The organism is Streptomyces orinoci (assembly GCF_003121295.1).
Taxonomy (GTDB): Bacteria; Actinomycetota; Actinomycetes; order Streptomycetales; family Streptomycetaceae; genus Streptomyces; species Streptomyces orinoci.
In genome coordinates this window covers 37,007-58,907 of sequence record NZ_PHNC01000011.1, presented here as the reverse complement: position 1 = coordinate 58,907, position 21,901 = coordinate 37,007, and the positions used below count along the sequence as shown (strand labels likewise).

The 21,901-nt window shown below is 69.6% G+C and carries 18 protein-coding genes and 1 pseudogene; 15 read left to right on the top strand and 4 right to left on the bottom strand.

What is annotated here, in order from left to right:
* Window positions 1-15: 15 nt before the first annotated feature.
* From CV755_RS08875 to CV755_RS08820, 12 genes are all read left to right on the top strand, one after another.
* Entirely contained in the window at window positions 16-369 is a 354-nt protein-coding gene (locus tag CV755_RS08875; protein ID WP_109279627.1) for a hypothetical protein, read from the top strand.
* Window positions 360-785, top strand: coding sequence for an SPDY domain-containing protein (locus tag CV755_RS36910; protein WP_338323635.1), 426 nt, complete (start codon window positions 360-362; stop codon window positions 783-785). Before CV755_RS08875 ends, CV755_RS36910 begins: the two co-directional genes overlap by 10 nt.
* A complete protein-coding gene (locus CV755_RS36905; RefSeq protein WP_338323634.1) occupies window positions 778-1,182 on the top strand; it encodes an SPDY domain-containing protein in 405 nt (134 codons plus the stop codon). The genes CV755_RS36910 and CV755_RS36905 overlap by 8 nt, the downstream gene beginning before the upstream one ends.
* A 599-nt stretch (window positions 1,183-1,781) precedes the next feature.
* The gene (locus CV755_RS08860) at window positions 1,782-2,552 is read left to right on the top strand and encodes an SPDY domain-containing protein (protein ID WP_109279626.1); all 771 of its coding nucleotides are present in this window, start codon (window positions 1,782-1,784) and stop codon (window positions 2,550-2,552) included.
* A 42-nt stretch (window positions 2,553-2,594) separates the two neighbouring features.
* Entirely contained in the window at window positions 2,595-4,394 is a 1,800-nt protein-coding gene (locus CV755_RS08855) for a type IV secretory system conjugative DNA transfer family protein (RefSeq protein WP_109279625.1), read from the top strand.
* A 184-nt stretch (window positions 4,395-4,578) separates the two neighbouring features.
* Window positions 4,579-5,178, top strand: coding sequence for a hypothetical protein (locus tag CV755_RS08850; protein WP_109279624.1), 600 nt, complete (start codon window positions 4,579-4,581; stop codon window positions 5,176-5,178).
* Between the two features lie 410 nt (window positions 5,179-5,588).
* The gene (locus tag CV755_RS08845) at window positions 5,589-5,813 is read left to right on the top strand and encodes a hypothetical protein (RefSeq protein WP_109279623.1); all 225 of its coding nucleotides are present in this window, start codon (window positions 5,589-5,591) and stop codon (window positions 5,811-5,813) included.
* 124 nt (window positions 5,814-5,937) lie between these two features.
* Window positions 5,938-6,807 carry an adenine nucleotide alpha hydrolase family protein gene (locus CV755_RS08840; RefSeq protein WP_109279622.1) on the top strand — a complete coding sequence of 290 codons (870 nt, stop codon included), beginning with the start codon at window positions 5,938-5,940 and terminating at the stop codon, window positions 6,805-6,807.
* The gene (locus tag CV755_RS08835) at window positions 6,804-8,051 is read left to right on the top strand and encodes a DNA cytosine methyltransferase (protein WP_109279621.1); all 1,248 of its coding nucleotides are present in this window, start codon (window positions 6,804-6,806) and stop codon (window positions 8,049-8,051) included. Before CV755_RS08840 ends, CV755_RS08835 begins: the two co-directional genes overlap by 4 nt.
* The gene (locus tag CV755_RS08830) at window positions 8,051-9,178 is read left to right on the top strand and encodes a DnaB-like helicase N-terminal domain-containing protein (protein WP_109279620.1); all 1,128 of its coding nucleotides are present in this window, start codon (window positions 8,051-8,053) and stop codon (window positions 9,176-9,178) included. The genes CV755_RS08835 and CV755_RS08830 overlap by 1 nt, the downstream gene beginning before the upstream one ends.
* Before the next feature lie 56 nt (window positions 9,179-9,234).
* The gene (locus tag CV755_RS08825; RefSeq protein ID WP_109279619.1) at window positions 9,235-10,638 is read left to right on the top strand and encodes an SPDY domain-containing protein; all 1,404 of its coding nucleotides are present in this window, start codon (window positions 9,235-9,237) and stop codon (window positions 10,636-10,638) included.
* Window positions 10,639-10,728: 90 nt separating this feature from the next.
* Window positions 10,729-11,928, top strand: coding sequence for a DUF6236 family protein (locus CV755_RS08820; protein ID WP_109279618.1), 1,200 nt, complete (start codon window positions 10,729-10,731; stop codon window positions 11,926-11,928).
* 180 nt (window positions 11,929-12,108) lie between these two features.
* Here CV755_RS08820 and CV755_RS37115 read toward each other — a convergent pair whose 3' ends face one another.
* Window positions 12,109-12,312 carry a cold shock domain-containing protein gene (locus CV755_RS37115; RefSeq protein WP_364853062.1) on the bottom strand — a complete coding sequence of 68 codons (204 nt, stop codon included), beginning with the start codon at window positions 12,310-12,312 and terminating at the stop codon, window positions 12,109-12,111.
* 2,252 nt (window positions 12,313-14,564) lie between these two features.
* On the opposite strand from CV755_RS37115, the gene CV755_RS34570 reads away from it, so the two are divergent.
* From CV755_RS34570 to CV755_RS37110, 3 genes and pseudogenes are all read left to right on the top strand, one after another.
* On the top strand, window positions 14,565-14,984 hold the full coding sequence (locus CV755_RS34570) for a hypothetical protein (RefSeq protein WP_161968626.1): 420 nt from the start codon (window positions 14,565-14,567) through the stop codon (window positions 14,982-14,984).
* A gap of 536 nt (window positions 14,985-15,520) precedes the next feature.
* Window positions 15,521-15,730: a hypothetical protein gene (locus CV755_RS08800; protein ID WP_109279614.1), complete on the top strand. Its 210-nt coding sequence runs from the start codon at window positions 15,521-15,523 to the stop codon at window positions 15,728-15,730.
* Between the two features lie 256 nt (window positions 15,731-15,986).
* A pseudogene (locus CV755_RS37110) lies at window positions 15,987-17,057 on the top strand (TOTE conflict system archaeo-eukaryotic primase domain-containing protein); the annotation flags it as partial.
* Between the two features lie 655 nt (window positions 17,058-17,712).
* On the opposite strand, the gene CV755_RS35930 reads toward CV755_RS37110, so the two are convergent.
* Genes CV755_RS35930 through CV755_RS08775 form a run of 3 tightly spaced genes read right to left on the bottom strand, consistent with a single transcriptional unit; the run spans window position 17,713 to window position 21,871 of the window.
* On the bottom strand, window positions 17,713-18,231 hold the full coding sequence (locus tag CV755_RS35930; protein ID WP_241561084.1) for a DUF6262 family protein: 519 nt from the start codon (window positions 18,229-18,231) through the stop codon (window positions 17,713-17,715).
* A gap of 5 nt (window positions 18,232-18,236) precedes the next feature.
* Window positions 18,237-20,729 carry a site-specific integrase gene (locus tag CV755_RS35550; protein ID WP_206608402.1) on the bottom strand — a complete coding sequence of 831 codons (2,493 nt, stop codon included), beginning with the start codon at window positions 20,727-20,729 and terminating at the stop codon, window positions 18,237-18,239.
* Entirely contained in the window at window positions 20,726-21,871 is a 1,146-nt protein-coding gene (locus CV755_RS08775; protein ID WP_109279611.1) for a tyrosine-type recombinase/integrase, read from the bottom strand. Before CV755_RS08775 ends, CV755_RS35550 begins: the two co-directional genes overlap by 4 nt.
* Window positions 21,872-21,901: the final 30 nt, after the last annotated feature.

Here is a 21,901-nt window from a genome sequence, read left to right as displayed (position 1 = left end):
CCACGAAGGAGCCTTGTGCCCGCGCTCACCCCGGACACCATCCGCACCGCCACCGAAACCCTCTGCGACCTGACCGCATACCTGCGCGAGGAACCCGACCTCGACGAAGCCCTCGCCCTCGTCGAGCCGCTGCTGGATGAGTACACCGGCATCCCCATCCAGCTCGGTGACACCCTGCGCGCCCTCGCCCGCGTCGTACAGAGCCACCCCAGCACCCCGCGCACCGCTGAAGTCGCGCTCCTGATACAGGAGTTGCGGGATGCGGCATGGGAGCAGACCGACCAGTACCACCTCCACTACGTCCTCGACAACCTCCGCCGCCTCTACGCGCAGGCCCCGCCGGCCCCGGGATGCTGCCGATGCCGGTGAGCGAACGGCAGCTCGCCGCCTTCGCCGACCACCACGCCTGGCGGATCCCGTTCGACACCAGCCCCCGCCACCTCGCCGGCCCCGGGGATGCCCGCCACGTCACCCACGGCCTGGCCGCAGCCGGCTGGACCCGCACAACAGACCCGCTCAGCCCCGAGATCGTCCTGCGCAGCCCCGACCACCGGCACACCCTCCAGTTCGACCCGCAGTCCGCCACCTCCGCCTGGTGGCGGCTGCGGGCCGCGCACACCGATGCCGAGCCCGGCTGGTACGCGGAGTTCGGCGAACTCGTCCCCGCAGAGGTCCTCGGCCACCTCACCGACGCCCTCATCACACCGCCGCCCCGCGAACAACCCAACGTCTTTCCAGATATTGGAGTCGGCAGGCTGGCGGCACAACACCCAGCACATGGCTGATTCACCCGACGGGATGTGCCACGTAGAACTGCGGCGCGACGGTGAGGACGCACTGGCGGGCTGGCACGTCGATACCTGCGAGCCGGGATACGGCACCCCGATAGGCCCCCGGATCTGGCACGCCTGGTTCGACAGCCGCACCCCCGCTCACCTGGTCGACGCCTTCGTCACCGCGCTCGCCGACCCCGCCCCGCTCCAGCGCGGCATGTATGAGCGCACCGCCCACCACAGCGTCGTGCAGCAGCCGAGCCCACTTACGCCGCAGCAGGTCGTCGAGGCGCACACCGCCCGCCTCGACGCCCTGCGCGCCCAGGCCCGCGCCGCCCGCCGCCAGCAGCCGAAGGCCGCGCCAGCCCCGGTGAAGGCCGGCACCACCCGTGCGACCACGCACCGCTGACCCCCGACAAGGAATCTCACCATCACCCTCGATCCCACCGCTCACCGCGATTTCCTGCACCACCTCGACGGATTCCTCGACGACAGCGAGAAGATCCTCGGCTCCTGGGACGCCTACTCCGAGGAGCACACCGGCCTCGACGGCTGGCCCTACGACGAGGACGCCTACGGTCTGCGCGCCAGCCAGCGCGACGCCGACACCGCCGCGGCGTTCGAAACCGTCCGCCCCGGCGCCCGGCACCTGCTGGCCACCGCCGAGACGCAGCTCGCGCACCTGCCCGCCCCCGCCGTACAAAGCCACTGGGCCTGGCAGCTGGGCGTCCTGCACGCCGCCCTCGACCGTCTGGACGCGCTGCACGAGCAGTGGCTGCAGACCCGCGACAGCCTCCCTCTGGATGCCCGGCCCGGCACTCAGGTCTTCGACGACGCGCTCGCCGAACATCACGCCGAGTGCTGGAGCTACCTCGACGACTGGGCCACCCACGGGCACGTCCTGCGCGACATCAACGCCGCCGCACGCCATGCCCCCTCGCCCCTGGCCCCACCGCCGGCCGCGACCCCCTTGCCCGCGGCCGGCCGGAGCGGCCCGGTGCGGAGAGGATGAGCGTGCACGAGACCATCGAGCAGGCGCTGGTCGCACCCCGCTACCTCGCCGGCGGCGGCGACCCCGCCTGGGCTACCGTTCCTCTCCATCGGGCCTGCGGGTGGAGTTTCGGCAACGACCCGCTGATGCCCCGCGTCATCCTGACCAGCCCCGACCAGCAGGCCGATCTGCGCCTCGACCCCGCCCCGGATGACCAGTGGTGGCGCCTGCACCACGCTGCCACCGCCGACCGCCCGGCCTGGTGGGCGAGCTTCGGCGCGCGCACCCCGGTGGAACTCATCGCCGCCGTCCTCGACGCGCTCACCGCCCCCGCCGCACCGCCAACGGCCGCCACCGACCCCTTGGAGCCTCTGCGACAAGCCGGATGGCGCTGGTCACCCAACTCCCGCATCTCGCCCGACGGCATCGCCGAGGTCGAGCACTTCACCGATCACGGCAGTAACACCTGGTTCATCACGGCCGCCGTCGGCGAGGGCCCAGAGCACCATCTCTGGCAGGCACGCATCAACGGCAACGCCCCTGGCCACCTGGTGACCGCCTTCACCCGGGCCCTCGCCAGCCCCACGCCGCTGGTCCGCGATCCCTTCCGCCTCCCGCCGCACACGCGCCAGCACGCCCACATCCGCACCGAGCAACTGCCCGTCAAGACCGTGGCATTCGCGCTGGAGCGACGAATTGCGGACCTCACCGCCCGGCACGCGAGCGCCACCACGCAGTCCCCTGCCGCCGGGGCGCCTCGCCTGCCGAAGCCGGGCCGCACCCGCTGACCCACCGGCCTTCTCGACCGCCCCCCCCTTGGAGGCGCCCTCTTGCCCAACAGCTCGTCCAACTCCAGCAGCACCGACGGCTACGACATAGCCTTCCGCGTCCTGCTCGGCGCCCTCGCCATCGCCGTGCCGGCGGCCAACCTCGCCTGGCTCGGCGGCAACACCACCGCCTGGCTCACCGACTCCGGCCCCTGGGCCCCGTACCAGCCCGTCGAAGCCCTCCTGCACCCCCACCACCTCTGGCCCCACCTGGGCGATACGGCGCTGCTTTTCGGCGCACGCATCGTCCCCGGCGCGGCCCTGATCGCCCTGGGCGTCGTCGGCGCCGTGCTCTGGTCCCGGCACCACGGCGGCACCGGTGGGCGAAAGAAGAAGATCGCCGGGATGGCGAAGCCCAAGGACATCGAGCCCCTGCTCGCCAAAGCCACCACCGCCAAGGCCCGCTCCCTGCGGCCCAGTTTGAAGGACAGCAAGACCATCTCAGCGAACGACACCGGCATCCTGCTCGGCAACATCCAAGGCACCCGCCACGAAGTCCGCATGGGCTACGAGGACGTAGCGGTGGCCATCATGGCACCCCGCTCCGGCAAGACCACCAGCCTGGCCATCCCCTCCATCCTGAGCGCCCCCGGCCCGGTGCTGCTGACCTCCAACAAGGCCGCCGGCGACGCCTACACCGCCACCCTCGAAGCCCGGGCCCAGGTCGGCCGGACCTGGACGATGGACCCGCAGCAAATCGCCCACGCCAGCCGCGAGATGTGGTGGAACCCCCTCGCCGACGCCAACACCCTCGAAGGCGCCGGTCGGCTCGCCGGGCACTTCCTGGCCGCCTCCGTGGATGCCTCCCAGCAGGGGGACTTCTGGTCCAAGGCCGGATCCAACATCCTCTCCCAGCTGTTCCTGGCCGCCGCGCTGGACGAGCGGCCGATCACGGACGTGATGCAGTGGCTGGCCTTCCCCGGCGACCGCACCCCGCTGGACATCCTGCGCGACCACGGCCACGCCGCTGTCGCGGCCCAGCTCAAGGGCACCGTCGAAGGCCCGCCGGAGACCCGTGACGGCATCTACGAGACCGCCCGCCAGTACGCCTCCGCCCTCCTCAACGCCGAGATCGCCGCGTGGGTCACCCCGCAGAAGGGCATCCCGGAGTTCCGGCCGGCCGAGTTCGTCACCTCCCGCGACACGCTCTACCTGCTGTCGAAGGACGGCGGAGGCGGCGCCTCAGCGTTGATCGCCGCGTGCGCGGACTCCGTCATGCGGGCCGCCACCGCCCAGGCCGAACGCGCCGGCGGACGCCTCGACCCGCCGATGCTCGCGATCCTGGACGAGGCCGCCAACGTCTGCAAGATCTCGGACCTGCCGGACCTGTACTCCCACCTCGGCTCGCGCGGGATCATCCCGATCACGATCCTGCAGTCCTACCGCCAGGGCCAGAAGGTCTGGGGGGAGGCGGGCATGGACGCCATGTGGAGCGCCTCCACGATCAAGGTCATCGGCTCCGGTATCGATGACCCCGACTTCGCCGACAAACTCTCCCGCCTGATCGGCGACCACGACGTGGAGACCAAGTCCACCTCCACCTCGGACTCCGGCACCTCCACCAGCATCAGCATGCGCCAGGAACGGATCATGGCCGCCGACGCCATCCGCGCCCTGCCCAAGGGCACCGCCATCTGCCTGGCCACCGGCATGCGCGCCGCCATGCTCGACCTGCGCCCCTGGTACGCCGAGCCCGGCGCCGACGACCTCGCCGCCGCCTCCGCCCGCGCCTCCAAGGCCATCACCACCCGCGCCATCGCCAAGGCAGCACCCAAGCCGGACGACTTCGGCACCGCCGCATAACAGCCGCACCCCCACCCGGCACTTCGCAAGGGCGCCAAGGGCAGCCGTCACCCCGCCCGCCGCCGGCACCCGGCGGACCCGCACCCCCGTCACCGTCCGCCGACAGCGGCACGGCTCGCCAAGGCGCCCTTGCGAAGCCCGGCCCCCTCATCCCCGGTTCTTCCCCCCATAGATCTGGACCGCTATGGCCTTCACCGACCACCACGCCGTCTTCGTCGGCTCCACCGACGACGGCCACACCTTCGTCCTCGTCAACCAGCCGATCCGATCGGCCCACCGCATCCTCACCGCCAGCGGCTTCACCCCCCGCGAGCACCAGGGCCGCACCCTGTACCTCCTGCCGCCCGACACCTCCCGGGAAGACGCGCACAACCGCACCGGCGAAGCCCTTCACCAACTCCTCGCCCACACCATGGACTTCGTCGACCTCAGCTGGACCACCCGCTACCACGCCACCGGCCCGGCACCCAAGGCCGTCGTCCGCTTCGACCTCTCCGACGGCCGCGTCACCGCAACCGCCCACACCCAGGCCGCCCAAGAGGTCCTGGAACAGCACGGGTTCACACCGACCTCGGCCGGCCACATCCTCCCCTCCCACCTGGGCGAACGCGAGAACGTCGGGGCCGTCGCCCGCGCTGAGACACACCTGTGGTCCCTCGGCCTCGCCTCCGAAACCCGCCTCGGCCTGCCCACCCCCGAAGCCATCGCCGCAGTGCCGGGACGCACCCGGCCCACCAGGCCGGCACCGCCGCCCGCGCCCACGCACCAGCGGCACACCCGCTGACCACCACGCGGCACAGCCGCCCAGCCAATCGCCAGTTTCCACAGGCGAGTTAGGCACCTGCTCTTGCCCTCGCCTCGCATCCCTTCTCTTTTACGGAGGCCGCCACGACTGCCGACACACCCACCCCGCATGACCTCGCCCGCGCCCTGGCCGCCGAGATCGCCCCGGACGCCGCACCACGCGACGTCATCGCAAGCTTCCGCGTCCGCCCGCAGGCCGGAGCGCGCTACGGATACAAGACCTCCGGCGGGCCCGTTCAGGGCCTGGCCCAGTCGCTGCACGCCCGGCTGTACGGGCTTCCCACCGACCCCGCACCGCTGCCCACCGCGCTGGATGAACTCCTCCAGGCCACCCGCACCGCACCAACCGGCGAGCAGCAGGCCGCCATCCTCGCCCAGCTCGCCGAGCAGTTGCGCAACGCGGTCGAGATCCTCCAGTGGGCCCAGCACCACGCCCACTGGCAGCAGCTGCCCGCCGACGTCTTCGACTGGCTGAAGTCAGCCAAGGACGCCGCCCAGCAGCTCGCCGACGGCCTGGACCGCACCAGCACCGCCTTCGCCTCCCGCCCGGCGCCGACGCCGGCACCGCTCCCGGCACCGCCAGCCGCGCCAGCCACCGCGCCCGCACGGCGCTGACCCGCTTTCCCCCTCTTTCCCGGCCGACGACCGGCCAGTCCCGCACACCGCAAGGACCAAAGCCATTTCCACACCCCCCGCATTCCGGTGCATCTCGCTAGGTGCAGGCATTCAATCGAGCGCGATGCTCGCCTTGTCGGCCGAGGGCGCCCTCCCGAAGGTGGATTATGCCATTTTCGCCGACACAGGATGGGAACCCAGAGCCGTTTATGACCATCTCGAACGACTGGAAAATGAGATAGCCGAACCAGCCGGCATCCCCCTCCTGCGCGTCACCTCCGGAAATATTCGCAAGGATGCCATTGACCCGGATCACCGATTCGCATCCATGCCGCTCTACATCCTCAATCAGGACGGCAAGCCTGGTATGACTCGACGGCAGTGCACAGGCGAATATAAAATTAAGCCGATAAAGAAGAAGGTCCGTGAACTCCTCGGCTACCCCTACCCCGCACGCATTCCGAAGGGGATATTCGTCGAGCAGTGGGTCGGCATCTCCACCGACGAGTTCCACCGGGCCAAGGATGCCGACGTCAAGTACATGCGCAACCGGCACCCCTTGATCGATATGGGCTGGTCGCGAGCCGACTGCGTCCGCTACCTGACCACGCTCGGCCTGGCCGATACGCCGAAATCCAGCTGCCTCGGCTGCCCTTATCACGGGAACGCACAGTGGCGCCATATCCGGGATAATTCGCCGTCCGAGTGGGCGGACGTGGTGGCCTTCGACGCGGCGATCCGCAAGGGCAACGCCCGCGCCAACGCCACCGGCAACCGACTGCTCGGCGAAGCTTTTCTCCACCGTTCCCGCATTCCTCTCGACCAGGCTCCGATCGACCACGTCACCGCCGCCGAATGGGCTGCCCTCCAGCAAGAGATCGGCACCGAATCCCCGCATTCCGAGGAGCTGGAGCAGGGGGTCATCGACGGTTGCTCCCCCTGGGCATGCCGCGGCTCCGAAATCACGCAGGATGACTTCGGGCTGGCGTCTTGATAATTGACCTCTTCAGCGGCCCCGGCGGCTGGAGTTTTGCCCTGTCCATGCTGGGTTTTCGGGACGTGGGCCTGGAATGGGACGAGTGGGCCTGCAAAACCCGGGCCGCGGCGGGACAGCTGACGATCCGGACCGATGTGGCCCAATATCCGGTCTGGCCGCTTGTCGGCAAAACCACCGCACTGATTGCGTCACCGCCGTGCCAGGCATGGTCGAGGGCCGGTAAACGCCTCGGGCTCATCGACAAGCCGCTGGTCCACCAGGCCGTCGCCGACCTCGCCCAGGGCCGCGACACCCGCGCCCGGCTCCTGGCTTCGTGCCGCGACGAGCGCTCCCTGCTCGCGGCCGAGCCGATGCGCTACCTGCACGCCCTCCACACCGTCGGCCAGCCGGAATGGGTGGCCATGGAGGAAGTCCCGGACGTACTGCCCCTGTGGCGCCAGTACGCGGCCGTGCTGCGCGGCTGGGGTTTCTCGGTGTGGGCGGGGGTCTTGAACGCCGCCGACTACGGTGTGCCGCAGACCCGGCGGCGGGCGATCCTGCTGGCCTCCCGCACGCGCACCGCCGCGCCCCCGCCGCCCACCCATGCGGACGTCGCCGAGCCGCAGACGCTCTTCGGCCCGGGCCGAGCGCGGTGGGTGTCCATGGCCGAGGCCCTCGGCTGGGGCGCCACCGACCGACCCGTGCCCACCCTGTGCGCCGGCGGCGGCCCCGGCGGCGGACCGGAGCCCTTCCCGTCGGGCGCGCGCAGGGCGCTGACGGATGCCCGCGACCGCGGCACCTGGAAACACCACCCCACCACCACCGGCCTCGCACGCGGATCGCGATGCGAGGGACCCGAGTCGGCTGAACCGCACAGCCCGTGCGCGGCATACCCGGCCGGGGCATCTGCCGGGTGGTCCTGGTCGCTGCGGAGCAACAACCAGGCCAACGCCACCGTACGACGGGTGGACGAGCCGGCCGGGACGCTGTTCTTCGGGCACCGCGCCAACGAGTGCGTCTGGGTCGCCGAACCGGCACCCGACGCCAGCAGCCCGGACACGTCCGTGCCGGAGTCGATCCGGATCACCGCGGCCGAGGCCGGCGTGCTGCAGACCTTCCCCGCCGATTACCCCTGGCAGGGCAACAAAGGCCAGCAGTTCTCCCAGATCGGCAACGCCGTCCCACCCCGGCTCGCCGCCCACCTGCTCGCCCCGCACCTCGGCAAAACCCTCGGCCCCGACGACTTCGCCCTGGCGGCCTGATGCCCACCACCACCCCCGAACCCGACGAGGACCTCTACCCGGACGACTTCCCTCCGCCGGAGCCGGTGCACTACGCCGAGCAGGCACTCCTCGGCGCGCTCCTTCTCCACCCGCAGCGGTTGAAGACCATCGGCCCACTGGAGCCCGACCACTTCGGCAACCACTCCCACGGAACCTTGTTCGCTGCGATGCGCACCGTGCCCGTGCCCGACCCCGAAGCACACGCCAAGGAGCCGGTCTGGCTGAACGCCGTTCTTGAGGCCGCCCGGCCCGAGGCCCCTGGGCTGGACGCCTCCTACTTGTTCACCCTGGTCCAAGCCTGCCCGCGGCCCGAGCACGCGGCGACGTACGCACAGATGATCCGTGCTGGCCATGCCCGCCGGACGCTGCGCATGCACGCCCAGCGCCTCGCCCATACCGCCGCCGACACCACACTGCCCAATCCCGCTGCCAGCACCGTGGAACAGGCCGACGCCCTGGCTCGGTTCCTGGACGAACTCGCCGGCCAATTCCCCCCGCACCCCGGCTCCCTGCCTCGCACCCCGCTCCCCCCACCGCCGCCCCGGGAGACGCACGAGGATGCCCTGGACGAGGAGCGGCTGCTCCTGGCCACCGCGACCGCCCACTCCGCCGAGCTGAAGACCATGCGGTGGCTGCAGGCCACAGACTTCTCCTGGCCCCTGCACGGAGCCGTCTTCCAGTGCCTGGCCGCCCTCGCCCACCGCGGCGACCCCGTCGATCCGGTCACCGTCCTGTGGGAAGCCCAGCACCGCGCCCTGCTCACCCCAGGCATCGCCCCGGCCGACCTCATGGCCCTCCTCTCTACGCCCGCCGGCTCCCCCGAGTACTGGGGCGAGAAGATCCTGCAGCGCTCCCTGCTGGCCCAAGCCCGCACGACAGCCGAACGAATCCAGGCACTCACCGACGACCCGGCCAACACACCGCACCAACTCGTCACCGGCAGCAGACGCGCCCTGGCCGATTTCACCGCGGTACGCGCCCGCTGGCAGCACACCGGGACCAAGCCTTCTCCCGCGGCGCGGCTCCCCTCGCGCGCACCGGCCGCCCCCCGCGCCGGCCCGCCACGCCCCGCTCCGCCGGCGACGCCAGTACGCGTCACTCGATAGACCACCTTCTTGTCCGGCCGGCACCCACCGGCCGGACCAGCGAATCCGGAGCCCTGATGCCCCACCCCGCCCTCAACGCCCGCATCCATCTCGCCCGGCATCCCCTGCACCCCGACGCAGTCATGGCCACGATCACCAGCTCCGGCACCCACACCGCCCGTGCCCTGCTCTGCGCACACGGGTTCCGCCCGATCGACGAGCACACCGTGATCCTCGTCCGCATCGATCACGAGGAGCCCTACTACGCCGACCAGGCCGCCCACGCCCTGCGCGAAGAAGGCGCCACCGTTGACATCTCTCCCGGCCTCCAGGAGGACATCGACACCGAGTGGACGTGGGCCAATTACCCGATGCCCTGGCTGAACCGCGACGAGATCCGCGAAGTCTCCAACGAGGCCCAGGCCATCCACGACGACATCGCCTCCGGCCGCCTCTTTATCCACGCCCACGCCGACGACGGCCACACCACCGTCGCCGTGGGCACCTACCCCCACAACGGCAACAGCGTCCACCTCCACGGAGAAAACCACCTGCGCGTGGTCGCCCTGGTCTACGACAACCCCGGCGAAGCCATCCGAGAGTTCCACCGCCTCTACGGCGACGCCATCCGACCGGGCCCTGCACCTGCCACCGACACCGAACGGCGCGCCGCCATCGCCCTCGCGACCACAACCACAGGAGCGCACACCATTCCGCCGGCCACCCAAGGCCCCGAACCTGCCCAGCCGAAGGCCGAGACCATCCCGGTGTACGCCGCCGACCCTGGAAACCACGAGACCCTGCTCACCACCTTCCTCGACTCCCACAGCGACTGGGAGAAATACCGCACGTGGTCAGACGAGACCACGATCGCCAGCCATGAATCACTGACCCTGCGCGCCGAGTTCGACCACGAAGCCGTCGGCCGGGACACGAAATGGACATTCGCCGCCTACGAGTCGCCGGTCGGAGCCCGCCTCTGGCACGCCACCGCCACCGCCAGCACCCCCGTCGAGATCGTGCGCACCCTGCTCGACGCCCTCGCCGCCGAGTCGGCATGGGGCACCGGGCCGGGCACGCCCATCTCCGAGCGCACCATCACCGAGGCGACACGGCCTCTGTCCGACGCTAGTTGGAAGCAGGCGGTCAACGGACGCTGGATCAACTGGACAGCAGCCCACGGCAGCGCCGGCACCCAATTCGACGCGTTCGCCGCCCAGAAGGCCGACAGCCCGGTTCCGACATGGATCTTCTGGGGCGGCAACACCATCGACCGCCCCACCTGGGCCATGCACTTCTCCGCCCACACACCCGTCCCCCTCCTGCAAGACCTCGCCGCCGAACTCGCCCATGGCTACACCCACCGGCCAGCATCCGCTCACGAACCGACCCCTCAGTCCGCCCTCACCCTCCCCCCGGGTCCCCGTGCCACATCCGCCGCTCCTCCTCCGCCCACCGGCGGCACACCCCTGGTGCGCTGAGACGATCGAGATGCCACAAGCGCCCCCCTACGCGGACGTGCCAGGCTTGGACCGGGTCATGGGGATGCCTGTGGGTTAACGGAGGGCGGCATGGACGACTTGGCGTTGTACTACCCGTTCGCGCACATCCAGAACGATGCGTGGTTGAAGGCCGCCGCCTTGTACTGGACCAGGATCGGGCGCATCCGGCCGGGGGCCGGTGAGACGGACTTCCCTCGGCGGGACTCTGCTGTCGCACGCGCCCTCACCGACGCGACGAACCTGATCGTCGACCTCTCAACTGACGGGGCAGGCTTCCACGCGGCCGGGGCGTTCGCCGACCGATTCCTCTCGGAATCCGAACAGGTGATGCAACTGCGTCAGCGCTACCCGTGCCCGCCCCAAGACATCGAACTGGTCGATCCGGTGCCCCTTCCCGGCTCGGCTGCCGCACGGGAAGACGTCGAGTGGATTTTCGCAGCGCACGAGAGCGCTATTGAGTATTCCAAGGTGCCCCCTGGGCTGGTCGAGGGTCTGGTGGGAGCAGGGCTCGGGGTGTTGCGGGCACGCGACGGCTGGCACTGGCTCGGTGTGCACCCGGACCTAGCCCGCTTGTACCTGACCTGGCTCGCGCACGTGATCGCCGATGAGTACGGACTGCGGCTCGTCACCGATCAGCTCCCTAATCCCGAATCGCCGACCGCTTGGACGACTCACACCGTCGTCGACGATGTTCTTCCCCCCATCAAACCGTCAGCTCGCGCCCTGTATGCGGCCGTGGCGTTGAACACCGTCGTGCCTGGCAACCTGGAGCAAGTGCCCGTCGAGAGGATCATCAAGGCTCGGCAGGAGCTGGCTCCGCAGTTCGCCGCATTCCGTGCCCATCTTGATGACCTGGGTGGGGTGTTCGCCGATTGTGACGGCACCGGGAACCTGCAGATCCTGCGCGCGAGGGTGGAGCAGCTCGCGCACGACAAGATCCTTCAGGACGTCGCCGATCTGGAGCGAGGGCTGCGTCAGCTGAAGCTGGAACCGGTCAAGGCCACCATGCGGTTGAAATCCTTCGAACTGCCCGCGGTCGCTGCGGCGGCTGCAAGCGCGCTGCCGCACATTCACGACCGCGCGGTTCTGTTGGACGCCGGGGTGGTAGCCGCCTGCTTCTTCTCGGCGGTCGTCGATCAACGGCGCAGTGAGCAGCAGCTGCGCCGCGGTGCCGCTGGCTACCTCTTGAGTCTGGGCGATCTTCTCACCCCGGGCAGGCGGAGCCGCCGTCTTCCCTGGCTCCGACTGCCCAGCGGCCCAAGAACATGAAGCCTCCACGCTGGTCTGAGGGTGGTTGGCTGCTTCGATCGGAAGGTGGATGAGCGCCTCGACGCCGCCCGGGACATGCGATGGGCGGGATTCTCCGGTGGCACAGCCGTGAAGGCCACCCCAACAACCATGACCAACCGCCACGCAAACCGGCCGACTCGTCGCCCTAAAGCGCCGAACTCAATGTCGGTCTTGCCGCAGTCGGCGGATGTTGTCCGCTCGGGTCCCCTCAGCATCCCTCTTCAGATCGAACTGGACCCGGTCACCAGCCATGAGCGGCCTGCCCTCACCGCTCTGGACTGCTTGCTGCTCTGCTACGGCGTCTAATCCGCCACCATCCGGCCGGATCCGTCCCACTCCCAGCGCCCGGTCGAACCACCGCACTGTGCCCAACGGCACCTCCACCACCCCGCTTCCCTTGGACAACCCTGGCCCAGGATCCGCAGCCGGTATGGCCGCCGCCCACCATCGCCCCGTCTGACGACAGCGACAAGAACTGGGCGCCTTCTTCTGGCACCTGTACCCCTGCGCCACGGATCGCGCACTGATGGCCAAGGCCCGGCCCAGCCGATGGTGATGGCATCGGGCGGCATGCCGTATCGCCGCATGCCCGCACCGCCCTGCCCGCACACGACAACGCGCGGTCCTCCTAGGATCGGCTGGTCGAAGCAACAGGTGGCAAGGCGGGAGACAGCAACGTGCGGTTCGCAGTGGTCGATGATGCTCACTTCTTCACAGACCAAGCGGAGTACGCCGACGCCCTGCTGGTGCGCGACCCCTGGGATGACTCCGGATACCGCACCACGTTCACACTCGTCCTTCTCGTTGACGGCCATCCCCGTGAGATCGGCACAGTGAAGATCGGCCACACCTCGATGAACAGGGACCACGTGAGCGTCGTGCCCCTGCCGGAACGGTTCAGCCAGCTGGACCACCGCTTCTTCTACCTCGGGCAGGACGACGGATACTACGAGCGGCTCCGGCAGATACCCGGCGGGCACCGCGAAGAGGTGCTGGAAGCCCTGCAGGACATGGCGTACAGCGAGGACAGCTTCCACACCGCGATGCAGCACGACGTCACGCGGATGTCCTTGGTCCGGTTCGTAAAACTGGCCACCGTCCGAGGGCAGTTGCGTCGCATCGCCCGCGGTGGCGCGCGTAGAGACTTGTTCGACATCGCCTACGAGCCCCCTGCCCCCCGCGGCATCGAACCCCCGCGCCTGCGCTTTCGCGTCGTGCCCGACTCCCAGCCTCCCAGCAACGTCCACGCTCTCACCGGTCGCAACGGCGTCGGGAAGTCTTACCTCCTCTCCCACCTCGCCCGGGCGGTCGCCGCCGCCGAGCCCCAGCGCGCCCGGCTCGGCCAGGTGATCGAGTACGGGCGTGAAGGGCGCTCGTTCGGCAACCTCGTCGCCGTCTCTTTCAGTGCCTTCGACGAGTTCCCCCTCGTCGAGGGCGACGAGATGTTCACCGCCTCCTACGTGGGCCTGCGGGTGCCCGGTGCACGGTCGCCGAAGTTCAAGACTGCCTGGCCCACCTGCCGCCTGAGGCGCAGAACGACCTGGCAGTCATGCTGCTGGTCAAGACGTGCAATGACGTCATCGCCTCGCTCAAGTTCCTCGAGGACGCAGGCTTCTCGCCCCAGGCAGCAGCACAAGCCGCACAAACCAAACCCCAGACGTCCACGGCATCGGGAAGGGGCCGCAAGACGCCGGGGAACACAGGAAGGAGCTGACCGGCGAAAGGGAACGAACCGGGCCGGCCCACGGGAAGGGTGGGCCGACCCGGCCCGCTCATCGAGCCTCGCCGCCCCCGCCGCTGGCCGCAAGTCGGGCATCCCGATCAAGGCGACCGGTCCCCCCACGCGCCGTGCACCGCAGCCGCACAGCGGGCCCCCCCTCCGCCCACCCAGGGTGCTTCGTTCTACCGTAACGCCCTCTTTGCTGGCCGCTCGGAGCCGCAGCCGCCGCGCCGGGAGGCCTACCTGCGGCTGCTGGAGGGCTGGGCGGCCCAGTACCCCGCTCCCGACCAGAGCGAGCCAGTGCCCGCCCCGGCGACACCGCAGACGTACCCCCTGGCGCCGGCTGCGCCCGAGTGCCTTGCTGCCGAGCCCTTCGACGCCGCTGGACATGCGTGAAGTAGACCTCCTGCAGCCCGTCCGCGACACGTGCTTGCGGGCCTGGGCGCGCACCCGGGGTCGCCATACCTTGCGGACTTCGCAGCGGGTGACCATCTTCCCTCGCCGCAGCGGGTCCTTGGAGTGCATGAACTGCTCCAGCCGGTGGCCGTCGTGGGCCGCGGCCGGCCTGGGCATCGGTGCCGAGGAAGACATGCCGTGCCGCACTCTGCACCGGCTCGCCCGGCCACCGCGCACCGCCCCGCAAACCGTACGCGACGGCGTTCGCTGGGCACGGCATCGCCAGCTCCTGACCGGGCCCGTGCGGCTGACCATCGCCAGTGTGACCCTCGTGCTCACCTGCCCCGAGGACGTCACCGCCGACACCGCCCGGAGGTGGCCGCCCTTCGGGACGCGGTCGCCGGTCTCGGTGACATCACGCGGGTACGGGCGGTGTGGAAGCGCCCATCTCCCAGGGCTAAGTGGACCAGCACGAGTTCCCCGCAAGGAGCTGACCGTCATGGCGCGACACGCAGCCAGCTCACGCCATGAATGGGTAAACGTTTTCTCGGGGTATCGCCTGATGGGGAGCTTTGGTTCCCAACTGCCCATGGGATACAGGCTCTTTCCTGCTATGGGAGGGGCCTGCCGGGAAGAAGAGGATGGACTGATGAGAATGTCCGCCCGCAAGGCAACCGCGGTGACCGTCGCTGTGATCAGTGCCTGGGGCTGCCTTGGCGCCGTCGCCACCACAGCCCAGGCAGCCGCCAGCAACCATTCGCCCACGAGGTCGGCCGCACCGGCGCGGCCGTTGGACAACGTGCCGGCTCCGAGCTGCTCCGACAACAACAACACGGTTCCCTGCTGGGAGTACCAGACCTGGTACTGGACCTACGACAACTGCAACAAAGCGGGCACCAACGCCGTAGACGCAGATTGAGGCAAGTACGACAACCACGTTTGCGTCCTCACCAGCAACCGCGTCGGCGTGGGGCTGTGGCTGCACAAACTTCACGACTGATCACACCCCACAGGACGCCGCTCCGGCGGCTCGGAAGCTGGGTACCAGCGGGAAGCCATGGCCGCGCCGGCGTACCGGCCAGGGCGGGAGCTGGCGGATCCGGTACAGGCCCAGCCAGCTGACGGGGCAGAGGTGTGGCGGCCCGATGCGACGTGCGAATCGGGGCAGAGGGCCGCCGTGCCGCGCCCTGTCATACGGCACTTGTGACCGTACGGCCGCAGTCCGCACCGGGCACTCGGGCGGGACCGGCAGAGTGATCTCGTGCCGGATCATCACTAACACGCTGCTGCCCCCGGAGACCGGTTCAGAACGCGGCTCGCCCCTGGTGACCTGAGTTATTGGTTCGCCCGGCCCGACCACCGGAGAAGGATGCGGCGCCCCGGCCCCGGTGTACACCGGCGCCCGGAGCTGACCAAGACTCACGCGCTGCTGCGGATCAGCCCCCATCCTGCGCCGTGAGCTCCTCCAACACGAGTACACCCGGCGCCGGCCCGCCCCCGGCAGGCACTGCCCCCGCCGAAGAGCAGGAATTCCTGCTGCAGCACGCGGCCGCCTTCAGCCAACCCGCTGCTGCTGACGCCGAGTTCACCTTCACCGCTTGGTTTACCCACTACCTGGGCAACTTCGAGCGCCGCCACCCGCACCTCGCGGCGGAGAACGCCTGACCGGGCTGCGTGTCTCCGTCCACTGTTGTGGCGGCCGTGTCGTGTCGGCGGCGTCCCGTTCCACACCACCGCCTTCTCCAATGGACCCCGGCGACCGGCTTCTCCTCTGCACTGATGGCCTCGCCGAAACGCGTCAGCATCTCATCGGCGAGCGCCTGGGGGCCCTGCTGCGCGCCCTCGGCCAACCCGGCCGGTCCCTTCAGGAGACTTGCTCCTGACTCCCTGACGCCCTGCTGTGGCATCCCGACGAACCACGATGACGTCGCGGTCCTCATCGCCCAGGCCGCACCGATCGCGCCAAGCTGACTGGTCGGGACTTGGCCGCGCGGTGGCCACTTTCAGGCCAACCTTGGCGATTTTCCGGTGTGCCGGGCCCGTCATGTGGATCATGATGGCTGTGGAGGACTGGTCAGACCCCGTCGAACTGTGGGCACGGCTCGATGTGGTACTCGAGGAGAACGCCGAGCTGCACGAGGAGGTCGCCCGGCTCCGGGCAGAGATCACTCAGCTGAAGAAACAGACACCGTCCGCCCTCCGGCAGCAGCCGTCGCTGCTGGCTATCACCGAGCCCGCTTCCGCGCCGCCGCGTCTGTCCGGCGACCTTCCGTACGCCGACGCCTCTTCCGGAACTGATGCCAAGGTCGCGTTGTTCCGGGCTCTGTTCGTGGGCCGTGACGACGTGTACGCCACACGCTGGGTCAGCGCCAGGTCAGGCCGCACCGGCTGGAGCCCGGCCGAGGACAACCCTTTCGACCGCACCAAGGCCGACGCGGACCGGGTGTTCTGGCCGCTCACCGACGAGGCCGTCTACCGCCACCTCGACCCCATCCAGCAGGGCCGTGAACTCCACCTCGGCTTGTACCCGATGCTGGCCGATGACACCTGCCGTCTCTTGGCCTGCGACTTCGACGGCAAGGACGGCAGCGACTGGCGCGGTGACGCCGCCGCCTACGCCGCGGCCTGCCGCGAAGCCGGCGTCCCCGCCCTGGTCGAGATCTCCCGCTCCGGCGCCGGCGCGCACGTCTGGACGTTCTTCACCGCACCTGTCCCGGCCGCCACCGCCCGCACCCTGGGCATGGCGCTCCTGCGCCGCGCCATCGACGCCCGGGGGCAGATGACCCTGGCCAGCTACGACCGGCTCTTCCCCGCCCAGGACTTCCTGCCCGACAAGGCCAAGGGCAGCTTCCGGTTCGGCAGTCTGATCGCCCTGCCACTGCACGGTGTCTCCCGGGCCGGCGGGACCACCGTCTTCGTAGACCCCGGCACCTTCACGCCCTACCCCGACCAGTTCGCCCACCTCTCCCACCTTGAGCGGCTGTCCCCGGCCGACGTCGAAGCGCTCGCCGACAAGCTCGGCCCCGTCACCGCCGGACCGTCCGCCACCGCACCCGAACTGGGCCCCAAGCCCCGCCGGAAGCACCTGGGCAAGGCCCCGGCCGTCGTCCGCGCACGGCAGGCGGCCATGCTGGAGATCTCCACGGCCGGCCTTCCACCGCAGCTGCTCGCGGCGCTGAAACACACCGCCGCGTTCCACAATCCGGAGTTCTACCGCCGCCAGAACCAGCGCTTCTCCACCTGGAAGACGCCGCGCCTTGTCTGCTGCTTCGACGCCACCGACCCCGACTGGATCCGACTGCCGCGTGGCCTGAAGGACGAGGCCGCACAGCTTGTCGCCGCCGCCGGCGGAACCCTGCGCATTACCAGTGAGCTGCCCGAACCCCCGCCGATCAGCGTCGAGTTCACCGGTGAGCTGACCGAGGTCCAGCGCCAGGCTGTCGATGCGATGGCCGGGCACCGGGCAGGCGTTCTTGTCGCACCGCCCGGCGCGGGCAAGACCGTGATGGCGTGCTCCCTTATCGCCGCTTCTCTGGGGGTCAACACTGTGGGGATGGCTGCGGCCTCAGTGTTTGTGCAGCTCAGCGCTGGTGAGTCCGACTCTATCCAATGCAACAGGTGTGGTGCTAGCAGGACATCGAGAGAGATCAGCTCCTGGCCGTCCCGGTGTGGTTCAGAGCTCGGGTCAGCTCCCGGTTGGCGGCTCGTGCCGCTTCGAGCTCTTGGGTGCGTTCTTCGAGTTCGCCCTGCTTGTCGGCGAGTTCCTGTTCGAGCATGGAGACACGCTGTTGAAGCTGATCCAGATCGGCGGGTGAACCGAGTCCCGAATCGACCCAGACTTGTTCGCCGAGGCTCTCGGACATCCGCTTCTCCAGCTGCCGGACCCGCGCCGTCAGATGTTTGTTCCGTTCGAGAGCGTTCGCGAGGTCGGCCTGGAGCGACGCGCGGCTGACCGCAGCTTGACGGCCGTCCGAGGCTGGGGCGGCTGCCGCGGCGTGGACGCGCTCCAGGAGGTCGGCGTGTCGGTAGAGGAAAGTGCGGTCAACTCGGGCCGCGCGAGCGACACTTGACACCGTGATGTCGCTGCCGTCCCGGACCGCGACGTCGAGCGCGCTGAGCACGCGCTGACGCCGCCGGGCCGAATCCGCCCGCCGGCCTTCGATCATGCTGTTCATGCGAGCCTTCCTGACGAGCCGGAGAAGTCCGATATGGGTGGGCCGATGCGAGGCATCCCGAGCGAGACCACGGTGCGGCTGCGTCGCAGGACCGCGGTGGCTTCCCTGATGTGGGCCCGGTCCTCGTCGCTGAGAGCGTCGAGGTCCTCCTTGACGCGCTGGACCAGGCGGCGGACCTTCTTGATCTCGTCGTCCGAGGGCATGGCCTCCGAACGGGCCCAGTCGTCCGCATGCACGAAGGCGGCGAGCCGTTCGCGGTTGCGGAGGAGATCGGCGAGATACGCTTCCAGATCGGGCAGGTAGGAGGCGTCGGTGCGGAAGTGGTCGCAGCCGACACAACGGAAGCGGACAGGGCAGTCCATGCCGCCGGCCACGACGTTCGTCGGCTCGGTGCAGACCCCGTAAGGGACCTGGGTCTCGCCGATCGCCCGGCGCACGTGTTCGGAGTCCAGTAGTGTCTGGGCCGTGCGCCAGACACGGGTGCCATGCCGGTCGAACTGCATGGCGGTGACCCGGTCGACGGCCTCGCGCTTGCGGGTTTCACTGACCCGGTAGTAACGCTGCGTAGTGTCGAGTTGGCGATGGTCCATGAGCTCTTTGAGCACGTCAATGCGGATATTGGCGTCAGCATGCCGTTGCGCGTAGGTGTGCCGGTAGGCATAGGGGAAGATCTTTGCCTTGTCGAAGGGCAGCATCTCGGTGACGCGCTTGCCGTCCCGCTCGATGGTGATGGGAACGAACACATCGGGCAGGGAATCGACCCAGGACCGGTGACGTTCGGTGATCCGCTCGTGGTCCAGGGCCTTGGTGCCGTCCGGGTTGGTCCGCCAGGCCGGGAAGAGCTTGAGGGCCCTCTGCGGGGTGTCCGGGAACAGGCTTCGGGTCCGCTCCTGCTGCCGTCGGATCACGTCGGCGGTGGTGTCCGCGATCGGCAGCCGGCGAGCGTTGCGCAGGGCCTTGCGGTTGTCGTAGACGAGGACGAGTTTCCCGTCGCCGTCCCGCTCGAGGCAGTCCCAGGGCAGGTTGGAGACTTCGGCGGGGCGTCGGCCGGTGTCCATGAGGATCTCGGTCGCGGCCCGGATGTGCTGATCGAAATCGGACGTGAACGCGTCCAGGCGGTCGCTGAGGAACCGCATGACCTCCGTGGGCAAGTCGCGTCCCGCCTCGGCATCGTCCGGATCGTCGGGGACGTCGCCGGGCCGCAGGGCGAAGTCCCGGGACAGCCCGTGCAGCGGCTGCCCCGGCTGCGTCAGCCCCAGGGACCGCATGCGGCCCAGCAGCCGTTTGGCGTCCCGGACATCGAGCACGTGGCGGTAGCCGCTGACCTCGCCCTTGTCCACCAGCAGCCGCATGCGGTTCAGGAAGAGAACGATGTCGTCCCGGCCGAGCAGACGAGGGTCGGCTCCGGCGTCGGCGCGGTTGAGGCGCAGGCTCTCTGAGAGGCGGCCAACGGAGCGGACCTGGAGCTGGACCGCGTTGCGGGCCTGGCTTCCGCGGCGTTTGGGCAGGTCATCGAGAGCCCAGTCCTGGACGGCGCGACGCAGCCACTCCTGGCTGATGTCCTCGAAGGTGAGGAACCCCCGGAAGCCGAAGGCCCGGGTGTCCCAGACGCTCTTGAAGCGCTCGGTCTCGGGCGACAACTGCGAGACCCGCAGATGCTTGAGCATCTCCCGGAACATCCGGCCCGTGCTGGCGCCGAGCGCGTCGGCGTCCACGTCCTCAAGCGAGGGCAGCTGCAGGACCCGGAGCTGGTCACAGAGCGGACGCAGGTTCTCATCGCGCTGCTTGATCCCTGCGGCGAAGCGCTGGTGGAGGCCGAAGAGGAGCTCGGCCACCACACGGTCCGGCAGGCCGCGCAGACTGACGACGCCGGCCTCGGCGATCGCCCCCGTCGTGCGTCGCCACATCTCCTCGTCGTCGGCTGTCCCCAGGCGCTTCTCACGGTTCCAGCGCTGTGCGTGCGCCAGGCAGTAAGGCGCGTGACCAGGGCGCTCCCGTGTGCAGGCGACGACCTGGCAGGCGCCGAACCCGGGCAGAGGAACAACCTCGGGGTGAAGGAGGAACTCCTCAAGGGACATCCGCAAGACGCGTTTTCGCTGGTAGGAGTGTGTGGTGCACAACGGCTCCAGCGCGGTCTTCCAAGGCCGGGCGCAGTCCGCGACCCGGCAGTTGGAGATCCCGATGCCCCGCCAGTGACGCACGGTCGTGGCGAGGAACTCCTCCCGGGAGAGGCCGCCCGCCTCCATCCGCTTCCAGCATCCGGCGCAAAGACCCCGGTCCTCGGGTGCCCGGACCCGCTTCTCGCAGCCCTTGACCTGGCACTCTGCAGCTGACAGAAGAGGCTCGCCGAGTGGGAAGTGCAGCAGCTTGACCTCGTGCTGCCATCCCATCAGATCGAGGAACGTCGCGGGAACCGCCGCGAGGAGGTCGGCCGTCACCTGGTCCTGGTCAGGACCAGGCTGGACGAAATGAGCAAGCGTCGTCGTCACTTGGCGTCCTCCTCGTGCAGCAGCACCCGGGGCGAGGGCACTCGGTCGACGGCCTCGCGCAGACGGGATGCGCTCGGATGCAGGTAGGGGCGGGCCGACTCGGGGTGTTTCTGGGTGAGCAGTGCCTGGACCTCGTCCAAGCTGCCGCCGGCGTCGGCGACGTTGCTGGCCATCCCGTGCCGCAGCATGTGGGGAGCGATCGGACGGTCCAGCCCGGCCCGCTTGGCCAGTGACCCGATGAGTTCACCGATCGCGTCCGGGGTGACCGGAGAGCCGAGCGGTTCCCGGAACAGGTTGACCAGCACGAAGTCGCTGCCGCCGGTTCCCAGGATCTCGTGCCGTTCGAGGACGTACTGGTTGAACGCCTGGACCACCAGGAAGTCGACCGGCAGGGCGTGCGACTGCTTCGCCTTCGACCACGCGTCGTTCTCGTTCTGGCGACGTACCACGTGAAGGTGAGTTCCCTCGACCTGGCAGCCGAGCGACCGGGAATCCATGAGTAGATGTACGTCGGTCCGGCGCAGGCCGGCGGCCTGGCCGCGGCGCAGACCGACGCGGGAGAGCAGCAGCACGATCAGCCGGTCGCGGGCCGAGCGGCAGGCGAGGAACATCGCGACGATCTCCTCGTCGGTGGCGCGGTCGACGTCCGTTTCCGGTTCCTGGACCCGGTGGCGGGCTCGCAGCCGGATACGCATCCCTCCACTCTCGCCGCGGGCGTCCTCCGGCAGGTCGCTGTCGTCGCCGATCTCGTAGAGCTGGTCCAACACCCAGGCCGGTGCTTCCCTGTTCACCACGGCGTGGGAGAGGAACATGCGGATCGCGGTCAGCACCTTGTTGATCCGGCGCTCACCCCGGACCGGCTTGGCCCCGGGGCCCGGCACGACGACCCGGTGCTGGCCCCCGCGACCGGGCGTCCACCTGAGCCAGAGGATGAACAGGCCGATCTCCCGGGCCGCAGTCCGCCAGTCGCGCCGAGTGCTCAGGCACCACAGGAGGAACAGGGCTAGCGCCTCGGCGTACGACTTGGTCGTCGTCTCCGCCCGGCCTCGGGCCAGCCGTACCTCTCTCAGGAAGCGGTCGGCCTCGCCGACCACCGCCAAGTCGTCATCGATGACAGTCCAGTACCGGATACCGGATGGCATCCGTACAGGGAACGCACGCACGTGTACCCC